Origin of the sequence: Brevibacillus sp. MS2.2 (assembly GCF_013284345.1) — a bacterium.
Classification (GTDB): domain Bacteria; phylum Bacillota; class Bacilli; order Brevibacillales; family Brevibacillaceae; genus Brevibacillus; species Brevibacillus brevis_C.
This window is the reverse complement of the sequence record NZ_JABSUZ010000009.1, coordinates 137,526-154,402: the sequence shown is the minus strand read 5'-3', so window position 1 is coordinate 154,402 and position 16,877 is coordinate 137,526. Positions and strand designations below refer to the sequence as shown.

At 43.9% G+C, this 16,877-nt stretch carries 24 protein-coding genes; 18 read left to right on the top strand and 6 right to left on the bottom strand.

Features of this window, described 5'->3' with window-relative positions; translation table 11 throughout:
* Positions 1-43: 43 nt before the first annotated feature.
* Positions 44-1,054 (bottom strand): NAD(P)/FAD-dependent oxidoreductase, encoded by a 1,011-nt coding sequence (locus tag HP568_RS11020; protein ID WP_048034513.1) that lies wholly within the window; start codon positions 1,052-1,054, stop codon positions 44-46.
* A 349-nt stretch (positions 1,055-1,403) separates the two neighbouring features.
* Here HP568_RS11020 and HP568_RS11015 point away from each other — a divergent pair, with 349 nt between their 5' ends.
* The 6 genes from HP568_RS11015 to HP568_RS10990 all read left to right on the top strand — a co-directional run bounded on the left by HP568_RS11015 (position 1,404) and on the right by HP568_RS10990 (position 4,980).
* The gene (locus HP568_RS11015) at positions 1,404-2,594 is read left to right on the top strand and encodes an NAD(P)/FAD-dependent oxidoreductase (RefSeq protein ID WP_048034512.1); all 1,191 of its coding nucleotides are present in this window, start codon (positions 1,404-1,406) and stop codon (positions 2,592-2,594) included.
* 4 nt (positions 2,595-2,598) lie between these two features.
* Positions 2,599-2,850 (top strand): hypothetical protein, encoded by a 252-nt coding sequence (locus HP568_RS11010; RefSeq protein ID WP_007716742.1) that lies wholly within the window; start codon positions 2,599-2,601, stop codon positions 2,848-2,850.
* 65 nt (positions 2,851-2,915) lie between these two features.
* Positions 2,916-3,392 (top strand): NUDIX domain-containing protein, encoded by a 477-nt coding sequence (locus tag HP568_RS11005; RefSeq protein ID WP_173629090.1) that lies wholly within the window; start codon positions 2,916-2,918, stop codon positions 3,390-3,392.
* A 181-nt stretch (positions 3,393-3,573) separates the two neighbouring features.
* On the top strand, positions 3,574-3,717 hold the full coding sequence (locus HP568_RS11000) for a YuiA family protein (protein ID WP_173616474.1): 144 nt from the start codon (positions 3,574-3,576) through the stop codon (positions 3,715-3,717).
* A 206-nt stretch (positions 3,718-3,923) separates the two neighbouring features.
* Positions 3,924-4,184 carry a YuiB family protein gene (locus HP568_RS10995; RefSeq protein ID WP_048034510.1) on the top strand — a complete coding sequence of 87 codons (261 nt, stop codon included), beginning with the start codon at positions 3,924-3,926 and terminating at the stop codon, positions 4,182-4,184.
* A gap of 160 nt (positions 4,185-4,344) precedes the next feature.
* Positions 4,345-4,980, top strand: a complete 636-nt coding sequence (locus HP568_RS10990) for a 3D domain-containing protein (RefSeq protein WP_048034509.1) — start codon at positions 4,345-4,347, stop codon at positions 4,978-4,980.
* Between the two features lie 89 nt (positions 4,981-5,069).
* Here the strand turns inward: HP568_RS10990 and HP568_RS10985 are convergent, their stop codons facing one another.
* Together HP568_RS10985 and HP568_RS10980 are read right to left on the bottom strand one after the other, a co-directional pair.
* Positions 5,070-5,840: a cobalamin-binding protein gene (locus HP568_RS10985; RefSeq protein ID WP_173629089.1), complete on the bottom strand. Its 771-nt coding sequence runs from the start codon at positions 5,838-5,840 to the stop codon at positions 5,070-5,072.
* A gap of 12 nt (positions 5,841-5,852) precedes the next feature.
* Entirely contained in the window at positions 5,853-6,329 is a 477-nt protein-coding gene (locus tag HP568_RS10980; RefSeq protein ID WP_047074924.1) for a divergent PAP2 family protein, read from the bottom strand.
* Positions 6,330-6,482: 153 nt separating this feature from the next.
* Between HP568_RS10980 and HP568_RS10975 the strand changes: the two genes are divergently transcribed.
* The 11 genes from HP568_RS10975 to HP568_RS10925 all read left to right on the top strand — a co-directional run bounded on the left by HP568_RS10975 (position 6,483) and on the right by HP568_RS10925 (position 13,832).
* Positions 6,483-6,857, top strand: a complete 375-nt coding sequence (locus tag HP568_RS10975; RefSeq protein WP_017251328.1) for a DUF309 domain-containing protein — start codon at positions 6,483-6,485, stop codon at positions 6,855-6,857.
* Between the two features lie 49 nt (positions 6,858-6,906).
* Positions 6,907-8,403: a leucyl aminopeptidase gene (locus HP568_RS10970; RefSeq protein ID WP_173629088.1), complete on the top strand. Its 1,497-nt coding sequence runs from the start codon at positions 6,907-6,909 to the stop codon at positions 8,401-8,403.
* Positions 8,404-8,450: 47 nt separating this feature from the next.
* The gene (locus tag HP568_RS10965; RefSeq protein WP_048034506.1) at positions 8,451-8,882 is read left to right on the top strand and encodes a CoA-binding protein; all 432 of its coding nucleotides are present in this window, start codon (positions 8,451-8,453) and stop codon (positions 8,880-8,882) included.
* A gap of 36 nt (positions 8,883-8,918) precedes the next feature.
* The gene (locus HP568_RS10960) at positions 8,919-9,515 is read left to right on the top strand and encodes a sulfite oxidase-like oxidoreductase (RefSeq protein WP_048034505.1); all 597 of its coding nucleotides are present in this window, start codon (positions 8,919-8,921) and stop codon (positions 9,513-9,515) included.
* A 132-nt stretch (positions 9,516-9,647) separates the two neighbouring features.
* On the top strand, positions 9,648-9,854 hold the full coding sequence (locus HP568_RS10955; protein ID WP_254551138.1) for a copper amine oxidase N-terminal domain-containing protein: 207 nt from the start codon (positions 9,648-9,650) through the stop codon (positions 9,852-9,854).
* A gap of 5 nt (positions 9,855-9,859) precedes the next feature.
* Complete coding sequence (locus HP568_RS10950; RefSeq protein ID WP_162630254.1) at positions 9,860-10,006, top strand: hypothetical protein; 147 nt, start codon at positions 9,860-9,862, stop codon at positions 10,004-10,006.
* A 217-nt stretch (positions 10,007-10,223) separates the two neighbouring features.
* Complete coding sequence (locus tag HP568_RS10945) at positions 10,224-11,123, top strand: hypothetical protein (RefSeq protein WP_173629087.1); 900 nt, start codon at positions 10,224-10,226, stop codon at positions 11,121-11,123.
* A 31-nt stretch (positions 11,124-11,154) separates the two neighbouring features.
* Positions 11,155-11,328, top strand: coding sequence for a hypothetical protein (locus tag HP568_RS10940; RefSeq protein ID WP_173629086.1), 174 nt, complete (start codon positions 11,155-11,157; stop codon positions 11,326-11,328).
* Between the two features lie 312 nt (positions 11,329-11,640).
* Complete coding sequence (locus HP568_RS10935) at positions 11,641-12,915, top strand: hypothetical protein (protein WP_173629085.1); 1,275 nt, start codon at positions 11,641-11,643, stop codon at positions 12,913-12,915.
* Positions 12,916-13,194: 279 nt separating this feature from the next.
* Positions 13,195-13,464: a hypothetical protein gene (locus HP568_RS10930; RefSeq protein WP_173629084.1), complete on the top strand. Its 270-nt coding sequence runs from the start codon at positions 13,195-13,197 to the stop codon at positions 13,462-13,464.
* Between the two features lie 5 nt (positions 13,465-13,469).
* Positions 13,470-13,832: a YhjD family protein gene (locus HP568_RS10925; protein WP_173629083.1), complete on the top strand. Its 363-nt coding sequence runs from the start codon at positions 13,470-13,472 to the stop codon at positions 13,830-13,832.
* Between the two features lie 303 nt (positions 13,833-14,135).
* Here the strand turns inward: HP568_RS10925 and HP568_RS10920 are convergent, their stop codons facing one another.
* A complete protein-coding gene (locus tag HP568_RS10920) occupies positions 14,136-14,738 on the bottom strand; it encodes a hypothetical protein (RefSeq protein ID WP_173629082.1) in 603 nt (200 codons plus the stop codon).
* Positions 14,739-14,750: 12 nt separating this feature from the next.
* Positions 14,751-14,948 (bottom strand): hypothetical protein, encoded by a 198-nt coding sequence (locus HP568_RS10915; RefSeq protein WP_173629081.1) that lies wholly within the window; start codon positions 14,946-14,948, stop codon positions 14,751-14,753.
* A 271-nt stretch (positions 14,949-15,219) separates the two neighbouring features.
* Between HP568_RS10915 and HP568_RS10910 the strand changes: the two genes are divergently transcribed.
* Entirely contained in the window at positions 15,220-16,035 is an 816-nt protein-coding gene (locus HP568_RS10910; protein WP_173629118.1) for an ATP-dependent DNA ligase, read from the top strand.
* A gap of 55 nt (positions 16,036-16,090) precedes the next feature.
* Here the strand turns inward: HP568_RS10910 and HP568_RS29735 are convergent, their stop codons facing one another.
* The gene (locus HP568_RS29735) at positions 16,091-16,855 is read right to left on the bottom strand and encodes a hypothetical protein (protein WP_254551134.1); all 765 of its coding nucleotides are present in this window, start codon (positions 16,853-16,855) and stop codon (positions 16,091-16,093) included.
* Positions 16,856-16,877: the final 22 nt, after the last annotated feature.

The window sequence follows — 16,877 nt, the reverse complement described above, 5'->3', positions numbered from 1 at the left end:
CCCTGTCGCAGCCATCGGAGGCAACAACAGGGACGAAACCTTTTTACGATTTGAAGTTGTCCATGCTTGAAGAATGACCAGGCTGCAATTTGGCGTCCGGATTAAAGTAGGAAACCGCGTTGTTAACAGCGGTAGGGGCCTCACCAAATCCGACAGCGATCAGCTTGACCTTACCAGGGTAGGTTGCGATATCGCCTGCTGCGAAAATACCTGGAATGTTTGATTCCATGCGGGTATCGACCACGATGGAGCCTTTTTCGAGTTCCAGCCCCCAGTTCTTGATCGGACCGAGAGAGGAGATGAAGCCGAAGTTGACAATCACTGCATCGACTTCCAGATCGATTTCTTCTTTTGTCGTGCAATGGGCCAGCGTGAGTTTTTCGATACGCTCCTCGCCGTGCAAAGCTGCAATTTCGTAAGGTGTCGTGACGTTTACTTTGGAGGACATGAGCATTTCTACGCTGTGTTCATGTGCGCGGAACTTGTCTCTGCGATGGATGAGGTGTACTTCTTTTGCGATAGGTTCTAGCATGAGGGACCAGTCCAGAGCGGAATCACCGCCGCCAATAACAGCTACACGCTGTCCCTTGAAGGAGTTCAGATCGGTAACAAAATAGTGCAGATTGGATTTTTCATATTTGACGGCATCTGGGTGTTCCAGCCTGCGAGGTTCGAACGCTCCTACCCCAGCAGTGATGATTACGGATTTGGAGTAGTGAGTGCCTTTGTCCGTTGTGATTTCAAACACATCGTCTACTTTTTTTACGACATTTTCCACTTTCTCTTCCAGACAAACGGTTTGCTGAAAGCGGGAAATCTGATCTTTCAGATTATTGATCAAATCTTGTGCTAAAACCTTTGGAAATCCGGCTACATCATATATGTACTTCTCCGGATAAAGAGCGGATAACTGCCCACCTAACTGGGGCATGCTCTCAATGATTTTTACACTGGCCTGCCTCATCCCGCCATAAAATGCTGTAAATAACCCGGCAGGGCCGCCACCAATGATCGTAATGTCGTAGATTTGCTCGTCCTTTTGCAGAAAATTCAATCCAAAGCACCTCCGAATTAATCGTAAGCGAACTCCTCAACCATTATAACCCATACAAGTAGAAAAACAGGAGAGAAAATTCGAAAGATGATAGGCAAAAAACCCTTGCAAATCCAATCGGTTGCCGATAAGATGAGGATGACTGTAAAGAAATTGTCACATTTTTCTACGTCTGACTTTGTGCATTTTTTCACAGAGTGGTTCGGATGACATCTCAGGACAATAATTCCGATACTACACGGATCATGAAGTGGGGCATCTTAATAGGTACCAGACCACGTGAAAAATCGCACAATCTTCCTTAAGTTACCATGAACAATGACATCATACATGATTGGAAGGGATACTGATGGGTACACCCAAAATCCTGATTCTTGGCGCTGGATACGGTGGTTTGCTCACAACGTTGCAGCTTCAGAAAAAGCTCAACTACAATGAGGCGGAAATCACCTTGGTCAACAAGCACAACTATCACTACATCACGACTTGGCTGCATGAGCCGGCTGCAGGTACGGCACCTGCGGATCATGCCCGCGTCAGTCTGGATGGCATTTTGAACAAGGACAAAGTCAACTTTGTCAAAGGAACGGTGCAAGCCATTCAGTCAGAGGAGCAGACCGTCACGCTCGAAAATGGCGAGGTGCTGGCGTATGACTATCTCGTCATCGGATTGGGCAGCGAGCCAGAAACGTTCGGAATTGAGGGACTCAAGGAGCATGCGTTTAGCATTCGCAGCATCAATGCGGTCCGTAATATTCGCGAGCACATTGAATACATGTTCTCCAAATTTAAAAATGAGCCGGATCGTACGGACTACCTCACGTTTGTTGTGGGTGGGGCTGGCTTTACAGGCATTGAGTTTTGTGGAGAGCTCGGCGATCGTCTGCCAGAGCTGTGCCGAGAGTTTGATGTCGATCCAGAACTGGTGAAAGTCTACTGCATTGAGGCAGCACCAACAGCATTGCCTGGCTTTGATCCAGAGCTGATCCAATACGCGATGGATGTATTGGAGAGAAAAGGCATCGAGTTCAAAATTGGAACACCGATCAAGCAGTGCACGCCGGATGGCGTACTGCTGGCTACCGGAGAAGAAATCAAATCAAAGACGGTTATCTGGGCAGCAGGTGTCCGCGGAAACAGCATCGTGGAAAAAGCGGGCTTCGAAGTCATGCGCGGTCGCGTCAAGGTAGACGAATACTTGCGTGCGCCTGGTCATGAGAATGTTTTTGTCGTAGGGGATTGTGCTTTGATCTTCAATGAACAAGGACGTCCTTATCCACCAACTGCGCAAATCGCGGTACAGGAAGGCGAGACGCTGGGTGAGAATCTGGCTGCCTTGGTTCGTGGCGATCTGCCTCAAAAATTCATCCCGCATCTGCAAGGGACACTGGCCTCCCTTGGAAAAGGTGAGGGCATCGGGCAAGTAGGTTCGAAAAAGCTGTTCGGCAGCACAGCAGCCATGATGAAAAAAGCGAGCGACCTGCGCTACTTGTACAAAATTGGCGGCGTCGGTCTCGCCTTGAAGAAAGTAAAGCTGTAAAACAATGCGCCACGCGAGCATTCAAGTCCGGGGGCTCATGGTCCGCGAAGAGATGGATCGGTACAACGCTATGATGGAAGTGGGCCTTTACCTGGAGGAACAGGGGCGACACGATTTGGCATGGCATGTACAGCGTGAAGTAGATATTCTCATCCTGCCTGCCATCGAACGGCTCAAGGAAAAGGGTCGCGAGAGGGATCGGGAAAATCTGCGATACATGATCGATAATGGGCTCCTAGATGACGAGGATGATTGATAGGTACCCCCGGCGAAGAAGAGCCGGGGGTTTCGTTTAGCTAGGACATGGAAGGAGTGGGCTGGATGCGCGAAGGGAAGGTTTGGCTAGGCGCCTGCGGGATCGTCATTCGCGGGCAAGAAGCATTAGTAGTCAAAAAAACGTACAGCGGACTAAAAGGGCAATGGTCATTTCCTGCGGGATTCGTGCAGGAAGGCGAGACGGTAGATGAAGCAGCAGTGCGTGAAGTGCTGGAAGAAACGGGTGTCGAGGCAGTCGTGCGACAAGTAGCGGGAATTCGTTCAGGCGTCATTCGAGAGTCCATTAGCGACAATATGGTCGTTTTTTGGATGGATTACATGGGTGGGGAACCGCGCCCGCAGGAAGGTGAGATCGCGGAGGCGAGATTTATGCCAATACAGGAGCTGCTTCATGACCCGTTGTCTTCGACTTATTTGAAAATCATATTGCCGGACTATATAAAACGGGAACAGGGAATGACAGGTCAATCGTTTGATATCGATCCTATTTTTCAATACACTTCCTATAAAATCTTTAAGTAATCCTGCGAATAAGTTAGATAAACTGCAATGTTTCCGCTTACATTGCGGTTTTTTTATGGATTTTTCGCGATGAACTGCATTGTGAACCAAGGGAGGATTCTGATATAGTTAGATACATCAAAATAATCTGAAAATACATGCAATTAATTCTCACGCATGTATTCCGAAAGGGGAGCTCAACATGAGACAAAAACAAGAACAGTGCCCGTACTGCCATGGCCAAGGGTATTTCCAACTGCTCCTGGGGGGCTCGGAGAATTGCCCTAACTGTGACGGAGCTGGTACACAGGAAGCTCAGAAGGAAGCTGTTTCTTCTCATCAATAATGATTAAGGAACCTCGTATAGAAAACCGTCGAAGCGAATGCATCGGCGGTTTTTTCTGTCAGGCATGCAACACATACGATGAGCTTCTCTTATTGACCGATCCCTCGCCTTTTTGCTACACTTAATACCGAAAATAGCCCGTCTTTCCTGTATTTGCCGAGAAAGTGGCAAAAGGTGGAGAAGGTGGCAGGAGGTCTTTTTCGTCGATGAACTTGATGCAATTTATGGTATCCATTGTTCTGTTCACCGTGCTAGGGTTTGGCATTGGGTTTATTTTAAACATGATTTTGAAAACAACATGGTTTCCTGTTGTGATCGGCGTTGGTGTAGTGGTAGGTGCACTTGTCTATCAACAAATTGTTCCGGGAATTTGGGATTCGCTCATTCTGGGCTGCGGCATGGCAGGTACAGTGGCGAGTGGCTGGACCATTCAAACGCTTCGCAAAAAAGGATATCGGATGTTTTAACAACAAGCACAAGCAGGCCATAGTTTCGGGCCTGTTTTTCTTTTGGCATTTGATTGGGAAAACATGCAACTGACAGAATATTTCTGTAATCAACCAAAATTTGTGTATACTTTCCTCCTCGTCGGGACATGACTAGAAACGAGAGGAGGTTTACCAAGAAATGAATGGAAAGCAGTTCGTAAGTATCATCGCGCTGTTCATCCTGGTCTTGACGGCCTTCGCAAGCGATGGATACAGCTATAATGTTGTGGGAGACCACGGAGTCTCATCCACTTTTGGAATCAAGGAAACGAAAGAGGGGCAACGTGTCGTCAAAAAACGGACGGTATCTGCCAGTTCTCTTACTCAAGTGATTGATAAAGCGGATGTATTACACGATCAATATCCAAAAGTACGTGTAGTAGCGACTGGCTACTATGCCGGATACGAGTCGACGGGCAAAAATCCATCTCACCCGTCCTATGGCATTACCTATTCAGGTGTAAAAGTACGTAGAGACGACTATTCCACGATTGCAGCCGATCTGCGCGTTTTCCCGCTGGGGACCATCTTGTACATTCCCGGTTATGGATATGGCGTTGTAGCTGACAAGGGTGGAGCGATTCGCGGCCATAAAATTGACCTGTATTTCGAGACCAAGCAGGATGTATTCTCGCAATGGGGGAAAAAATCGGTGGACGTGTATATCGTCAAAAAAGGCGAAGGCAAGGTAACGGAAGCTTTTCTGAATAGCTTGAATGAAAAAGGAATAGCAGCCATGGCGGAACCCGTCAGCGGCAAACAACAAACTGAATAGCAACTAACGAAAACGAATGGATGCCGCATTGGTGGCATGAAAGAAAAAAGAAAAAACGTTCAAGGCAGAGGCTTTGAACGTTTTTTGTGTCATTCTGTATGAATCAAATCAACCAGCTTTTCCAGTCCTTCCAAAATGCGAGGAGAAGGGCGGCAATATAGGCCTTCTTCCAACAAATGGACCTGGTTGTTTCGAATCGCGGTCATGTTCATCCACTCTGGGCGGTTTGTGATCATGTCAGGTTTGATTCGCTTCAATTCAATTCCGCACCAGACGACACAAATATGATCGGGATTGCGTTCCATGACCATTTCCCGTGTGGCCTTGACGTTTGCGACAGGATAATCTGCAAAAATATTAGTGGCACCCGCAATCTCACTTACATCGGTCAGCCAGTTTTCCTGACCAGGTGTGTAGATGGGATTCGGCCACCATTCCCAGTACAGCTTCGGGCGTTGAGCGTACTTCGCTGCCTTTTGTCGGATGCTTTCAATGGTTTCGTCAAATTGTCCCGCAAGCTGCTCGGCTTGCCTCTGTGTTCCTGTCGCCTCACCGACGAGTCGGATATCATGAGCGATTTCTGCGATCCGGGAAGGGTTCAGGACGATATGTGGAATGTCTCTATCCCGCAGAGCCTGTATATTTTTCTCCATGCCAGGAACAGAGAGTGACGCTACGACCAGATCCGGTTGGAGGGCAGCGACCCGGTCCATATCGATTGTCAAATCGGGTCCAACCCGGGGGAGATGCTGCCACTCCTGCGGCCAGTCAGAGTGATCATCCAAACCGACTACATGCTCATGCAGGCCTAAATAATACAGAATTTCGGTATTGCTGGGACAGATGGAGACAATGCGCATGGGAGCCCTCCTTTAAAAAAACGGATGGAGCAATAACGCAATCATGACGCCTAACCAACCGCCGATCAATACCTCGATCGGTTGGTGACCAAGCAGTTCTTTCAGTTTTTTTGCTTTTTCCTGGTTAGGGCGTACTTTTAACGATTTCATTCCTTCTAACAGGTGGTTGAATTCATCGACCAGCTTATTTAAGACAACGGCTTGCATGCCGGCATGGCGGCGGACACCTGCGGCATCAAACATCACGATCACACCGAGAATGGCGGAAATAGCGAACATGTTGCTGCCAAAGCCCTCACGCAGTCCCACGGCTGTGGATAGTGCTGTCACGGCAGAAGAGTGGGAGCTGGGCATACCGCCTGTACTCATGAGCAGTGACCATTGCCACGTTTTCGTTGCAAAAAAATGGAGGGGAATTTTGATAAATTGGGCGATCCCTATGGCTAGCAGTGCTGCCCATAAGGGGAAGTTTTCAAAAAAATCCGCCACGGAAAATCCATTCCTTTCTACTGTGCGCTTATCTCTAGGATTATTGTAACAGAAGGGCGTTGTCTTAATCCGTGAAGTTTTTGTTTGGATGTAAAGTCATTGCCAATCTGTGTTACCATGAAGACGGAAGGTTCGAAACGGAGGCATGCATCCATGGGGTATCCCGAGCAGTATTTGCAGTTCATTGAAAAATTCAATGATGGAGAATACTACGAATGCCATGATCTGTTGGAAGACATCTGGATGGAAGATAAGTCAGACAAGTTTTTGCAAGGATTGCTGCAATTGTCAGTCGGACTGTATCACCAAGAGTACGGCAATATAAAAGGTGCTCGCTGGATGTTAGGCAATGCACGAAAGTATTTGACCCGTTACCAGCCAGTTCATTGGGGACTGGACGTAACAAGAGTTCTTCGTTACATAGATGAATGCGAGAAATTGTTGCCGGAAAAGGATGTCATTTCTTACACAGAGGCAAAAGCCATGACGTTTCCACCCTTGCGCTTATATGTCGACACATCGTGTTAAACAAATGTGCCCATATAGTATCCTACCACACAGAAAGAGGGAAGAGTATATGAAAGTAGCAGTAGAAAAACGCATGCAGCTTGTGAATATCGCGTGTGATGAACTGATTGTTCCGCTATGGAAGGGCGAGGAGATTTCGCAGGTATACCCGGAATTGGACGAAGCTTTTGGCGGCAGTCTGAGTGGCTTGCAGCAGGATAAGGAAGTGACGGGTGAGGCAAAGGAAATTACGGTTGTCCACGGAATGAACAACGTAGCTGCGAAAAAACTGTTGATCGTCGGGATGGGTGAACCAGGCAAGTTTGATTTCGTCGCAGCCCGAAATGCATGGGGACGTGCAGCCAAAACGGTTGTGGGAAAAGGCAACGGCAAAACAGTGGTTATTGATTTGCCAACAACAGAGCATCTGAGTGCTGACCGTCTGGCGCAGGCCGTGACAGAAGCCTTTGGTCTTGCCGAATACAATTACGAGGGCTACCGTCAAAAGGCAAAGCGTGAGTCTGACCCAATTGCGACGGTGCAAATATTGTCAGCAGATGCCGATGCTTCATTGGTACAGGCAGGTGTTGCACGTGGTTCGGCGCTCGTATCCGGAACGAATCTGGCCCGCACGCTCGTCAATGAACCAGCTAACTACTTGACTCCACGCGCTTTGAAAAATGCGATGGTCGAGGTAGCAGAGCGCTACGGCATGACTGTGGAAGTAATGGAAAAAGCAAAGCTGGAAGAGCTGGGGATGGGTGGAGTGCTCTCTGTAGCGAAAGGTAGCGAGCTTGAGCCTTATGTTGTGGTAGTCAAATATCAAGGAAGAGACACGTGGGACGATGTCATTGGCTTGATCGGTAAAGGCGTGACATTTGATACAGGTGGGATCTCCATCAAGCCAGTAGCAGGCATGGAAGACATGAAGTCGGACATGGGTGGAGCGGCTACGATGATCGGCGCATTGGAGGCACTGGGGCAAATTAAACCAAAAGTAAACGTACTGGCTGTCGTCGGTACTGTGGAAAACATGCCATCGGGAACGGCATTCCGTCCAGGCGATGTCATCACGACCATGAGTGGCAAAACGGTAGAGATCATTACGACAGACGCAGAAGGTCGTCTCGTACTGGCTGATTGCATCACCTATGCAAAAGAGCAAGGAGTGTCTTGCCTGGTGGATGCCGCTACCTTGACAGGTGGTATCGTGGTCGCACTCGGTCATTTCTGCTCTGGCGCCATGACCAATGACAAAGCACTGTTGGATGAGCTGATGAATGCAGCAGACGTCGCAGGTGAGCGCTTGTGGCAACTCCCGACCTTCGATGAATACCGCAGCCTGAACAAGAGTCGCTTTGCTGATTTGAAAAACTCGGGTGGACGTTATGGCCACGGCATCATCGGCGGTGTTTTCCTGCAAGAATTCGTTGGCGATACACCGTGGGTACATCTGGACATCGCGGGTACGGCATACACAGCAAGTGCTGGCGACATGCAACCAGCTGGCGGTACCGGAGCGATGACGCGCACGATTGTTGAGTTTGTTTCCAGTCGTAGTGAATAAGAGGTAGTTCCATTTCCATTTCCATATAAAAAAAGGAGTGTTTTCACATGGCACAAAATCCAAGCAACGAAGCACGTCGTCAACTGCTGGAGGATGCAAAAACGATCGCAGTAGTGGGTCTGTCCAACAAGCCGGACCGCACCAGCTATATGGTATCGCAAGCTATGCAGAACGCTGGTTACAAGATCGTCCCGGTCAATCCTGTCATCGCGGGTGAAACAGTTTTGGGTGAAAAAGTACTTGCCAGCCTGACTGAGATCGATCAGCCAGTAGACATCGTCAACGTGTTTCGCCGCAGCGAAGACATCCTGCCTGTTGCACAGGAAGCATTGAAAATGCAGAACAAGCCAAAAGTGTTCTGGATGCAACAAGGCATTGCCAACGAAGAGGCTGCTAAATTGGTTGCAGATCAAGGCATTGAGGTTGTACAGGACATGTGCATTAAAGTAGATCACGCCCTGCTGCGGGTTGGGAAATAATCGAGAACACTGATCAGCGAGGGGAGTGGAAACAACATGTTTATCAATCCATCATCAGACACCAAACGCGACCGTATTCCCCCGAATCAGAAGCAGACGACAGGTTTTCCTGTCCTGCACTACGGGGAGGTTCCTGAATATACAGACCTGTCCACCGAGTGGAGCTTTCGTCTTTTCGGTCTTGTTGAAGAGGAAGTTACATTGACCTATGAGCAAATGATGGCTCTGCCAAAAGGCGGTACGACTAACGATATTCACTGCGTTACAGGCTGGAGCAAGCTGGATAATGAATGGGAAGGCATTCCGGTGGAGGAAGTACTGAAGCTGGTAAAGGTGAAGCCGGAAGCGAAGTACGTCATGCTGCACGCTGAGCACGGATGGACTGTGAACATTCCGCTTGTCGATTTCATGAAAAGCGGCAATCTGTTTGCTACGAAACACAACGGCGAGGATTTGACCCCTGAGCACGGCTGGCCGCTGCGCTTTGTCATTCCGCATCTCTACTTCTGGAAAAGCGCCAAGTGGGTGCGTGGGATTGAGTTTATGGAGAAGGACAGACAAGGGTTTTGGGAGAAGAACGGGTATAATATGTACGGCGATCCCTGGAAAGAGCAAAGGTTTGCTTGGGATTGATCAGGGAAAAGAGGCGGTGATTATCCGTCTCTTTTTTTGTTTTAAAGGATTTAATTCCATAAGCTACTCATTGTCCTGGTCCACCTACGGCTTCACCATATGAGTCTATGACTATTTCAGGGTGATACATCCATGCTTCCTGTAAGAGCGGTAACCAATGCTGCTCGTGGAAAAGTGGAGTGGATCGAACAGACTATGGACGTTCGTGTAAACGGGAAAGACCTTAATGAGAAGGTTATTTCGGGATCAGCTTATGCTTCTGCTCGTGAGTTGGCTGCTGCACTTTGTCTACAGATTGAGTGGGATGGCAGTACTAATACAGTAATATTGAGAGGATGAGTATCGTGGATAAAACAAACAAGAAGAAACAAGGAGTTTTGATGATCGTCGGGGGAGCTCTTGCAATTGTAGGAGCAGGGTACGGGTTACTTACAGATGAGCAAGCCAAGGCGCTCCATCAGGCCTTTGAGATACTGTTAGCTGCATTCTAAAAGCGATAGCCCTCCTTCCGGATAAACGGGGGAGGGCTTTTCTACTTTTCTATTTTCTGGGACAATTGTATAAAGTGTTTACACTTTCTTACAGAAATTTACACTTTCAGCATTTTCAGCAAGCAAAAAAATATACGGTAAAATAGAAGATAGAAACTTAGCCTTTAGGAAGGATTTTCCTATGGAAATGTATAAGTATTATTATTAGGTGAAGCAAATGAACTATTTCATGTTAGCTCTAGGATTATTTCTAGGAATGTTTGTTGTAACGATTTATGAGGAGAAGAAGATTGTAGCATCAATTAAAAAAATATGGAGTTTCTTTCTTTTGACTTGCTATATAGCAATAATGGGGGTGTTACTTTGGAATAACTGGGATACGATATCAAATCCACCGACCATTAATAATTTCGATGAATTAAAGAAGATCCTGTTGAATACTAAATCAAATGTGCAACTGATTACATTTGGAGTTTTTTTTGGACTAGCAGGAATACTCTCCTTTATTATTCGTATTCCGTTTTCAAATTGGGAACAAGTAAAATTTCTGGGATTTGAGGCAAAAAGAATATTAGAAAATACGAAAGAAGCAGCACGTGAGGAGCACTCATATAATAAAAAATTAGAGGAAATAAGGTTATCAATTATCGAGACAATTTCTTCGGAAGATATGTATGAAGAGATTAAAGCGTGTATAACCGGAACCCAATTTAATGCTCAAGAAGCATTGCGTAAATGTATTGACTTAATAAGTCAAACGTATAAAGAAAAATTAGGGATTTCAATATTTACTGGTGTGGTTCCCGTTGTCAGTAACTCTTTGTATAAAGAGTATCTTGAATATTTATCACCAACGTTAAAAGAAACTGTTTTTTCTTCTTTTGAAAAGGGAAGAACTGAGATGCGTAAGGAAACAGGAAATTCAATGATTGCTGCACCAGTGATAATCGGTGAAATATCTGATCCATATTTTATCGTATACATGACTAGCTCTGAATATGACTTTGAATCTTCTGATGAATATTTCGTTAGCACAATTAGCAATATTCTAAATGTTTTCGTTCGATTATTGGAGGGTGATACTGTTGATTACGCGGAAGAGCATATGGTATCATGAGCAAAAAAACGAAAATGGAGGTGCTTGATTCATGGCTAAGTTGACTGTCACATTTGATCCCAAGCCTCCTAAGAATCAAGGTAATTCGACAGATATGAAGGAACTGGTAAAAAAGGCCGTTGAACGGGTTAAATATAAGCCAGAAAAAGACCCTTCTTTAAAAAGACTAGAAGAACGACTAAATAATACAAATGGAAAATTTTAGACGTTCTGCTAATGAACTCTAAAACATAGAAATGGACAAAACACATCGTGAGGTGAGGGTTTTGTCCATTTCTTTTTTTCCTATTAAACGCAATGTAAGAAATATTAAGAGGACTGAAGAAAGTTTGGTTTCAAAGAGGCATAAAAAAAAGGGGTGGAATCTATATAAAACATCACATTTTAATCCAAAAACAGATAAAGGGAAACAGTGGTTAATTTAATACAATATTTTTAAAATTGCTTAAAGGAAAATATGTAGTCTATGGGGAATTTCCTAGGGAAAAGGAACTAATTTCTTATGGGAGATATTTACATGACTGCTCAAATAGCAATAATGAATAAGTTAGCTATTGCATTGGCTACGGATAGTGCTGTAACACTCACGACTAGCAATGGAGAGAAAATATACAATTCAGCTAATAAACTGTTCGCCCTTTCAAAACATCATCCAGTAGGGATAATGGTATATGGCAATGCAGAGTTTATGGAAATTCCGTGGGAAACGTTAATTAAAGTCTATAGGTCTAAACTAAAGGATAAGCAATTTGATACATTATTTGAGTATAGCACTAGTTTTATTGAGTTCTTGGAAACAAATTGCTTAGCATACTTTTCAGAAGAACAACAGGATCTGTATGTCATTAGGGTTATAGATGAAATATTCAATGATATTTCATTAAGTATTAAAAAGGAGATAGAGAAAGAGGTTGAAAGAACAAAGGCGGAAAAAAATAAAATTATTAATAGCATCATTGATGGGTTTTATCGGAAGTGGAAGGCGGAAGAGTTCTTACCAAATTTTAATCACAATTCCTCGAAAAAAGTATTAAATGATTATGATGACTATATTTCTAGATTGCTAGAAAAACATTTTGATGAAATTCCATTAAATAAATCTTGTATAAAAAAATTGAAGATGACTTCTTCATGGCTTATGATGAAGTTTATTTTTAATGACATTTCTACTGGCGTTGTTTTTGCTGGCTTTGGATCAAATGAATTATTTCCAGCAATATGTTCGTATAACTTTGAAGGTGTAATTAATAACAAATTAAAGTACATTTTACATGGAAGAAAGGAAATTGATCATAATTACACAGCAAGTATTTTACCTTTTGCTCAGAGTGAGATGGTTTATACATTCATCGAGGGAATTGACCCAGATTTGAATTTAGCTTTTAATGATCGTTTAGAGCAAATATTTGATTTTTATCCAGAAATTATAATAGGGGAACTCCTCGATGATATAGATGAGAGGATTAAAGGGACTCTTAAGGAAAATTTAATAGAGGCTAGCCGCTCTATTTATACGTCATACCTTCAGCATATGAGGCAGTTTCAACGAGAAAATTATATCGATCCGATCCTAGATATAGTAGAAAAATTACCACTTGAGGAACTTGGAAATATGGCTGAATCCCTCATTAATCTAACATCATTTAAGAGAAGAATGACTAGAGATGCAGAGACTGTTGGCGGCCCAATTGATGTGGCAATTATTTCAAAAGGCGATGGATTTATTTGGTTAAAGAGAAAACACTATTTTCAATCTGAGTTAAACCAGCATTACTTCAGAAATCTCGATTAAATTAAAATGTCTCGTGATAAAACTCCACTTTTTCTCGTGGAGTTTTTTTATTTGCACGTTCCCCTCACGTTCGTATATAATACGAACAAACGTTCCGGTAAGGGGTGGTTCCAGTGGAAAGAATCAACGCTGTAATTGATGGTCAACTCCAAGCTGTTCCCGTTTTAACCAACAGTCATCTCGTCATAATGAGTAAAATCCGTTCTGGATCATGTCCAGGATACGCCCCTGACATTCTCCGGGATCTGATCGAGGCTGGATTAGTGGAGGAGACTACAAATGAGTTTGCTTTATGAACATCACTATGAGCCTGTGGTGACTCCGTTGCTACCGATTGATGCAGATTTGATGGCTGAATTGTACGTAGTTATTTATGACTCTGTTCGAAAAGACTATGCGATCAATGTTAGTTGGCATGAGGACTGTATCCGTAGGGAGTGGGGTGTAGTCAAAGACATTAACCAGGATGACCGTAAATTTAAACTTGTTTGTGTTGATGGCGTATGGTGGGTGCCCTTGGAAAAAATGCTGCAGGTAGAGCGGGTGTAGCGACAATGATACAACCTGACCAATGGCGAGAGATACTACACGAAACGATCTTGTATGGTATGCTTTTTAAGGCTATCGCCCTTGATGCAGAAAGCCTTAATCAGGATCAGCTCAAAATGTCATACCGCCCAATGTTCGATACAGTATCAATGTGGGCAGAGCGAAAACACCACGAATATCGTAGCCAGTTTGGGAGGATGGGTGGGAAAATTCATATCCAAAGAACAACTGATGGTTTTCTATACTCTGTAGTTGTATCTGTACGTGGCCGACAAGAAGAATGCCTCTATAACGTGTCGCATTTAAAAGCTGAATGCCAGGTACGACTTAATAATTATCTGTACGACGCAAAGCAGCAAGCGAAGTAATTACCAGCGCATGTCTCTTTTGGGATTGATACAATTATAGCGGTGATGCTATATGGAATTTATATTCCCGATGAATGGCTATCCAAATCAGGAATGACTTCACGTATACAATTTCGTTTTTACAAACAATAATCCCACAAATCGGGCTTATTGTTAACTTTTTTGTATTGGTGCTGCCATAACAATCTATTTCCTTTGAACACTTGTACAGATCGGACTCTAAATCCAGGGAAGACCCATAAAGCTACCGTTAAATGCAAAAAAGTCCAGTGTTACCGGACTTTTTTACATCTCATTCAAATATCAATAGAAATTCCCAGTACCATCAGTGTAAAATTCGATATATGCTTCATAGGGAAAATAAGACATACCGCCGGCACCATTTCTAACACCAATTAAACTAGTAGAATTAACTGCCAATGTCCTATCGTTATCAATTTTTGTGGACTCATAGTTTACATTTGAAACAGCAGTGTCACTATCCAAACCATACATATAAAAACCATTGACCGTTCCGAATTTTCTCTCTACTTTGTCATAAGAAACATATGCACCGAGGTAACCAGTTAAATTACCAAATTTCACATCTGTAGCTGCCGTGCTTGTTTCAATAGCCATAGGAGCTATCTCGCTTTTTTCTATACTTTCAATTTTTTCTATTTTGTAATTAGACTCTGCTAATGCTTGCGCCCATAATTCCTTTGCTTTTTTATTGTGAGCAGCAAGGTCTGCTAAGAAATCATTTAACTCTTCTTCAGAATTAACTTCTACTGTGAAAAGGACATCTTTTTCACTTACTGGTTCTTGTACGGCAGACAATGATGTAGCGTTGGCTGCAAAAGGAATTGAAAGGCAAAAACTTAGAACCAAGGCACTCGAAAACAATCTTTGGAATACTTTTTTCACTAGTATTACCTCCTATTTTTCTTGTTTATTAGTTATTACTGCTTTAATACCAAGGATTAGCGAAATAACATTAATAGAAATAACGCACGACAATAGCGCAATATCACCACTGCCATATGGCGGAAGGATATTGAAATATAGCAACCTTAAAAAAACTGCAAGCGGGAACGACAATAAACTAAGAAGTATGCTTGGTAATAGTGTTTTCATGAATATCACACCCCCTGTCAAAAATACCATTTTATGTATAATAGATCAACCCTTTTTTGATAATTCAAATTATATTGAGACTTACGAAGTGGTTTTCACATGTAACAGCGTTCAGGTAGTAATCAAGTTTTGGTAGCGGATCATCAATCGTAGCGTATACAATTCATCAACGTGGTAGCTGGCTGAAGCTTGGATTTTGTATACAAAATCCAAGCAACGTGCGAGATCCAGGGCGACTTTTTGTATACAAAAACAAAAGCAGCCCGCGCAGATCACGCAAGGCTACCAACAGGCAGATAAACCATTTTTGGACGGACGATATATTTATGAGCCGAAGATCGATGGTCATAGATTGATTCTGACACGAAGTAACGGAGTCACACGCCTATTTACACGTCACAATAACGACGTGACTGCGAAGTACCCCGAACTCATTACAGACGGTCCCGACATGATCCTGGACGGCGAACTCGCAGTAATGGACCCGAACACGGGAATTCCTGACTTTGAATTAACGATGTCGCGATTCCAGTCGAAGCGATCGCAGCTACCGATATCTTACGTCGTGTTCGATATCCTACATTATGATGGAGCTGACCTTAGAGGATTGACTCTAATGGAGCGTAAAGCCGTCCTGGACCGGGCAATAGCGGACACTCCAACCATGAGTAAAATTGCGTACATCAACGGTCGAGGCGAGGACTTATGGGACGCAATTGTTGCTAGAAACATGGAGGGCATAGTCGCCAAGCTCAAGGACGGGCGATACCACTCGGACAAACGAACTGACGATTTTATAAAGGTCATTAATTATTCGTATGCTGATGTCCATATTGCTGGCTGGCGAAAAGGTGATTTCGGATGGCTTGCACACTTTAATGGCAGACCAGCAGGCGTGATTGAACTTGGAGTTCCACCTACTCATAAGCAGGCGTTCTATGGAGTGGCAAAACAGTTGATTACTGGCGAGGATCGGGACCACGTTTACATTCAGCCGCAGATAAAAGCAAAGGTGAAATTTCGGAACTGGACAAAGAGCGGAATGCTTCGTTCACCTGTATTCGTGGATTTTATCCTGACAGCATAGACCAGCTTCTTAAATTTGAGGCACCTTCTCATTATCGGGAAGGTGCCTCGATGTGTTATTTGGTATATTCCATCACTTCAAAGGATTGGATCTTGCTAAATGCTACATAATCTTTTCGTGAAGTAAACGGTCCTTTATTAAAGTCTTTATCGAACATATACGTTTCTTTTCCACGTCCATCTGCACGGTCATTGTACCAGTCGATGAAGTCTTGAACTTCGGATGCTGTTAAATCGAACTCTTTCTCAAGACCACTGATCATCTTGATAACAAGAAGTGCGTTATCACCTGTCGGTTCTGGTTCAGGTTCTGGCTCTGGATCGGTTGGAGTATCTTCATTGACATATAAATCAACTTCTAAAACGTGTTGAGGAGCGGTGTGATTATTAAAAAAAACAACCATTCCTACACCTGTTAATCTTGTAGGTAATTTATAAATCCCATTTTCCCCTACTAGATCTGTAATGTAGTAGCCAGCTATATACTTTCCGTTTACGTCGTTGAAAGTTACAGAAAAGCGTTGATCAACGTGACCATCGATGATGACCTTAAAGCTATCAATTGTTTGTTCGGACGAAAAGTGATAAGTTATTGAATCAGTTATAGATGTATTATTCACTCCTGCTTGCAACGTTACTCCAGTACTCAAATCTGAGTCGGTGACAAGATTAGTTTCGCCGTGAAAATTGGTTGGACTAGAACCGGTTTTCAGAGTTTTACCACTTAATAATGATATCGGTGCAGCAGCTACTACTGAAACGAGAAGTGTGGATAATAATGTGACTAATAGTAGTGTTATAAGCGGTCTTAATTGTTTCAAATTCTACAACTCCCTTTTAAGT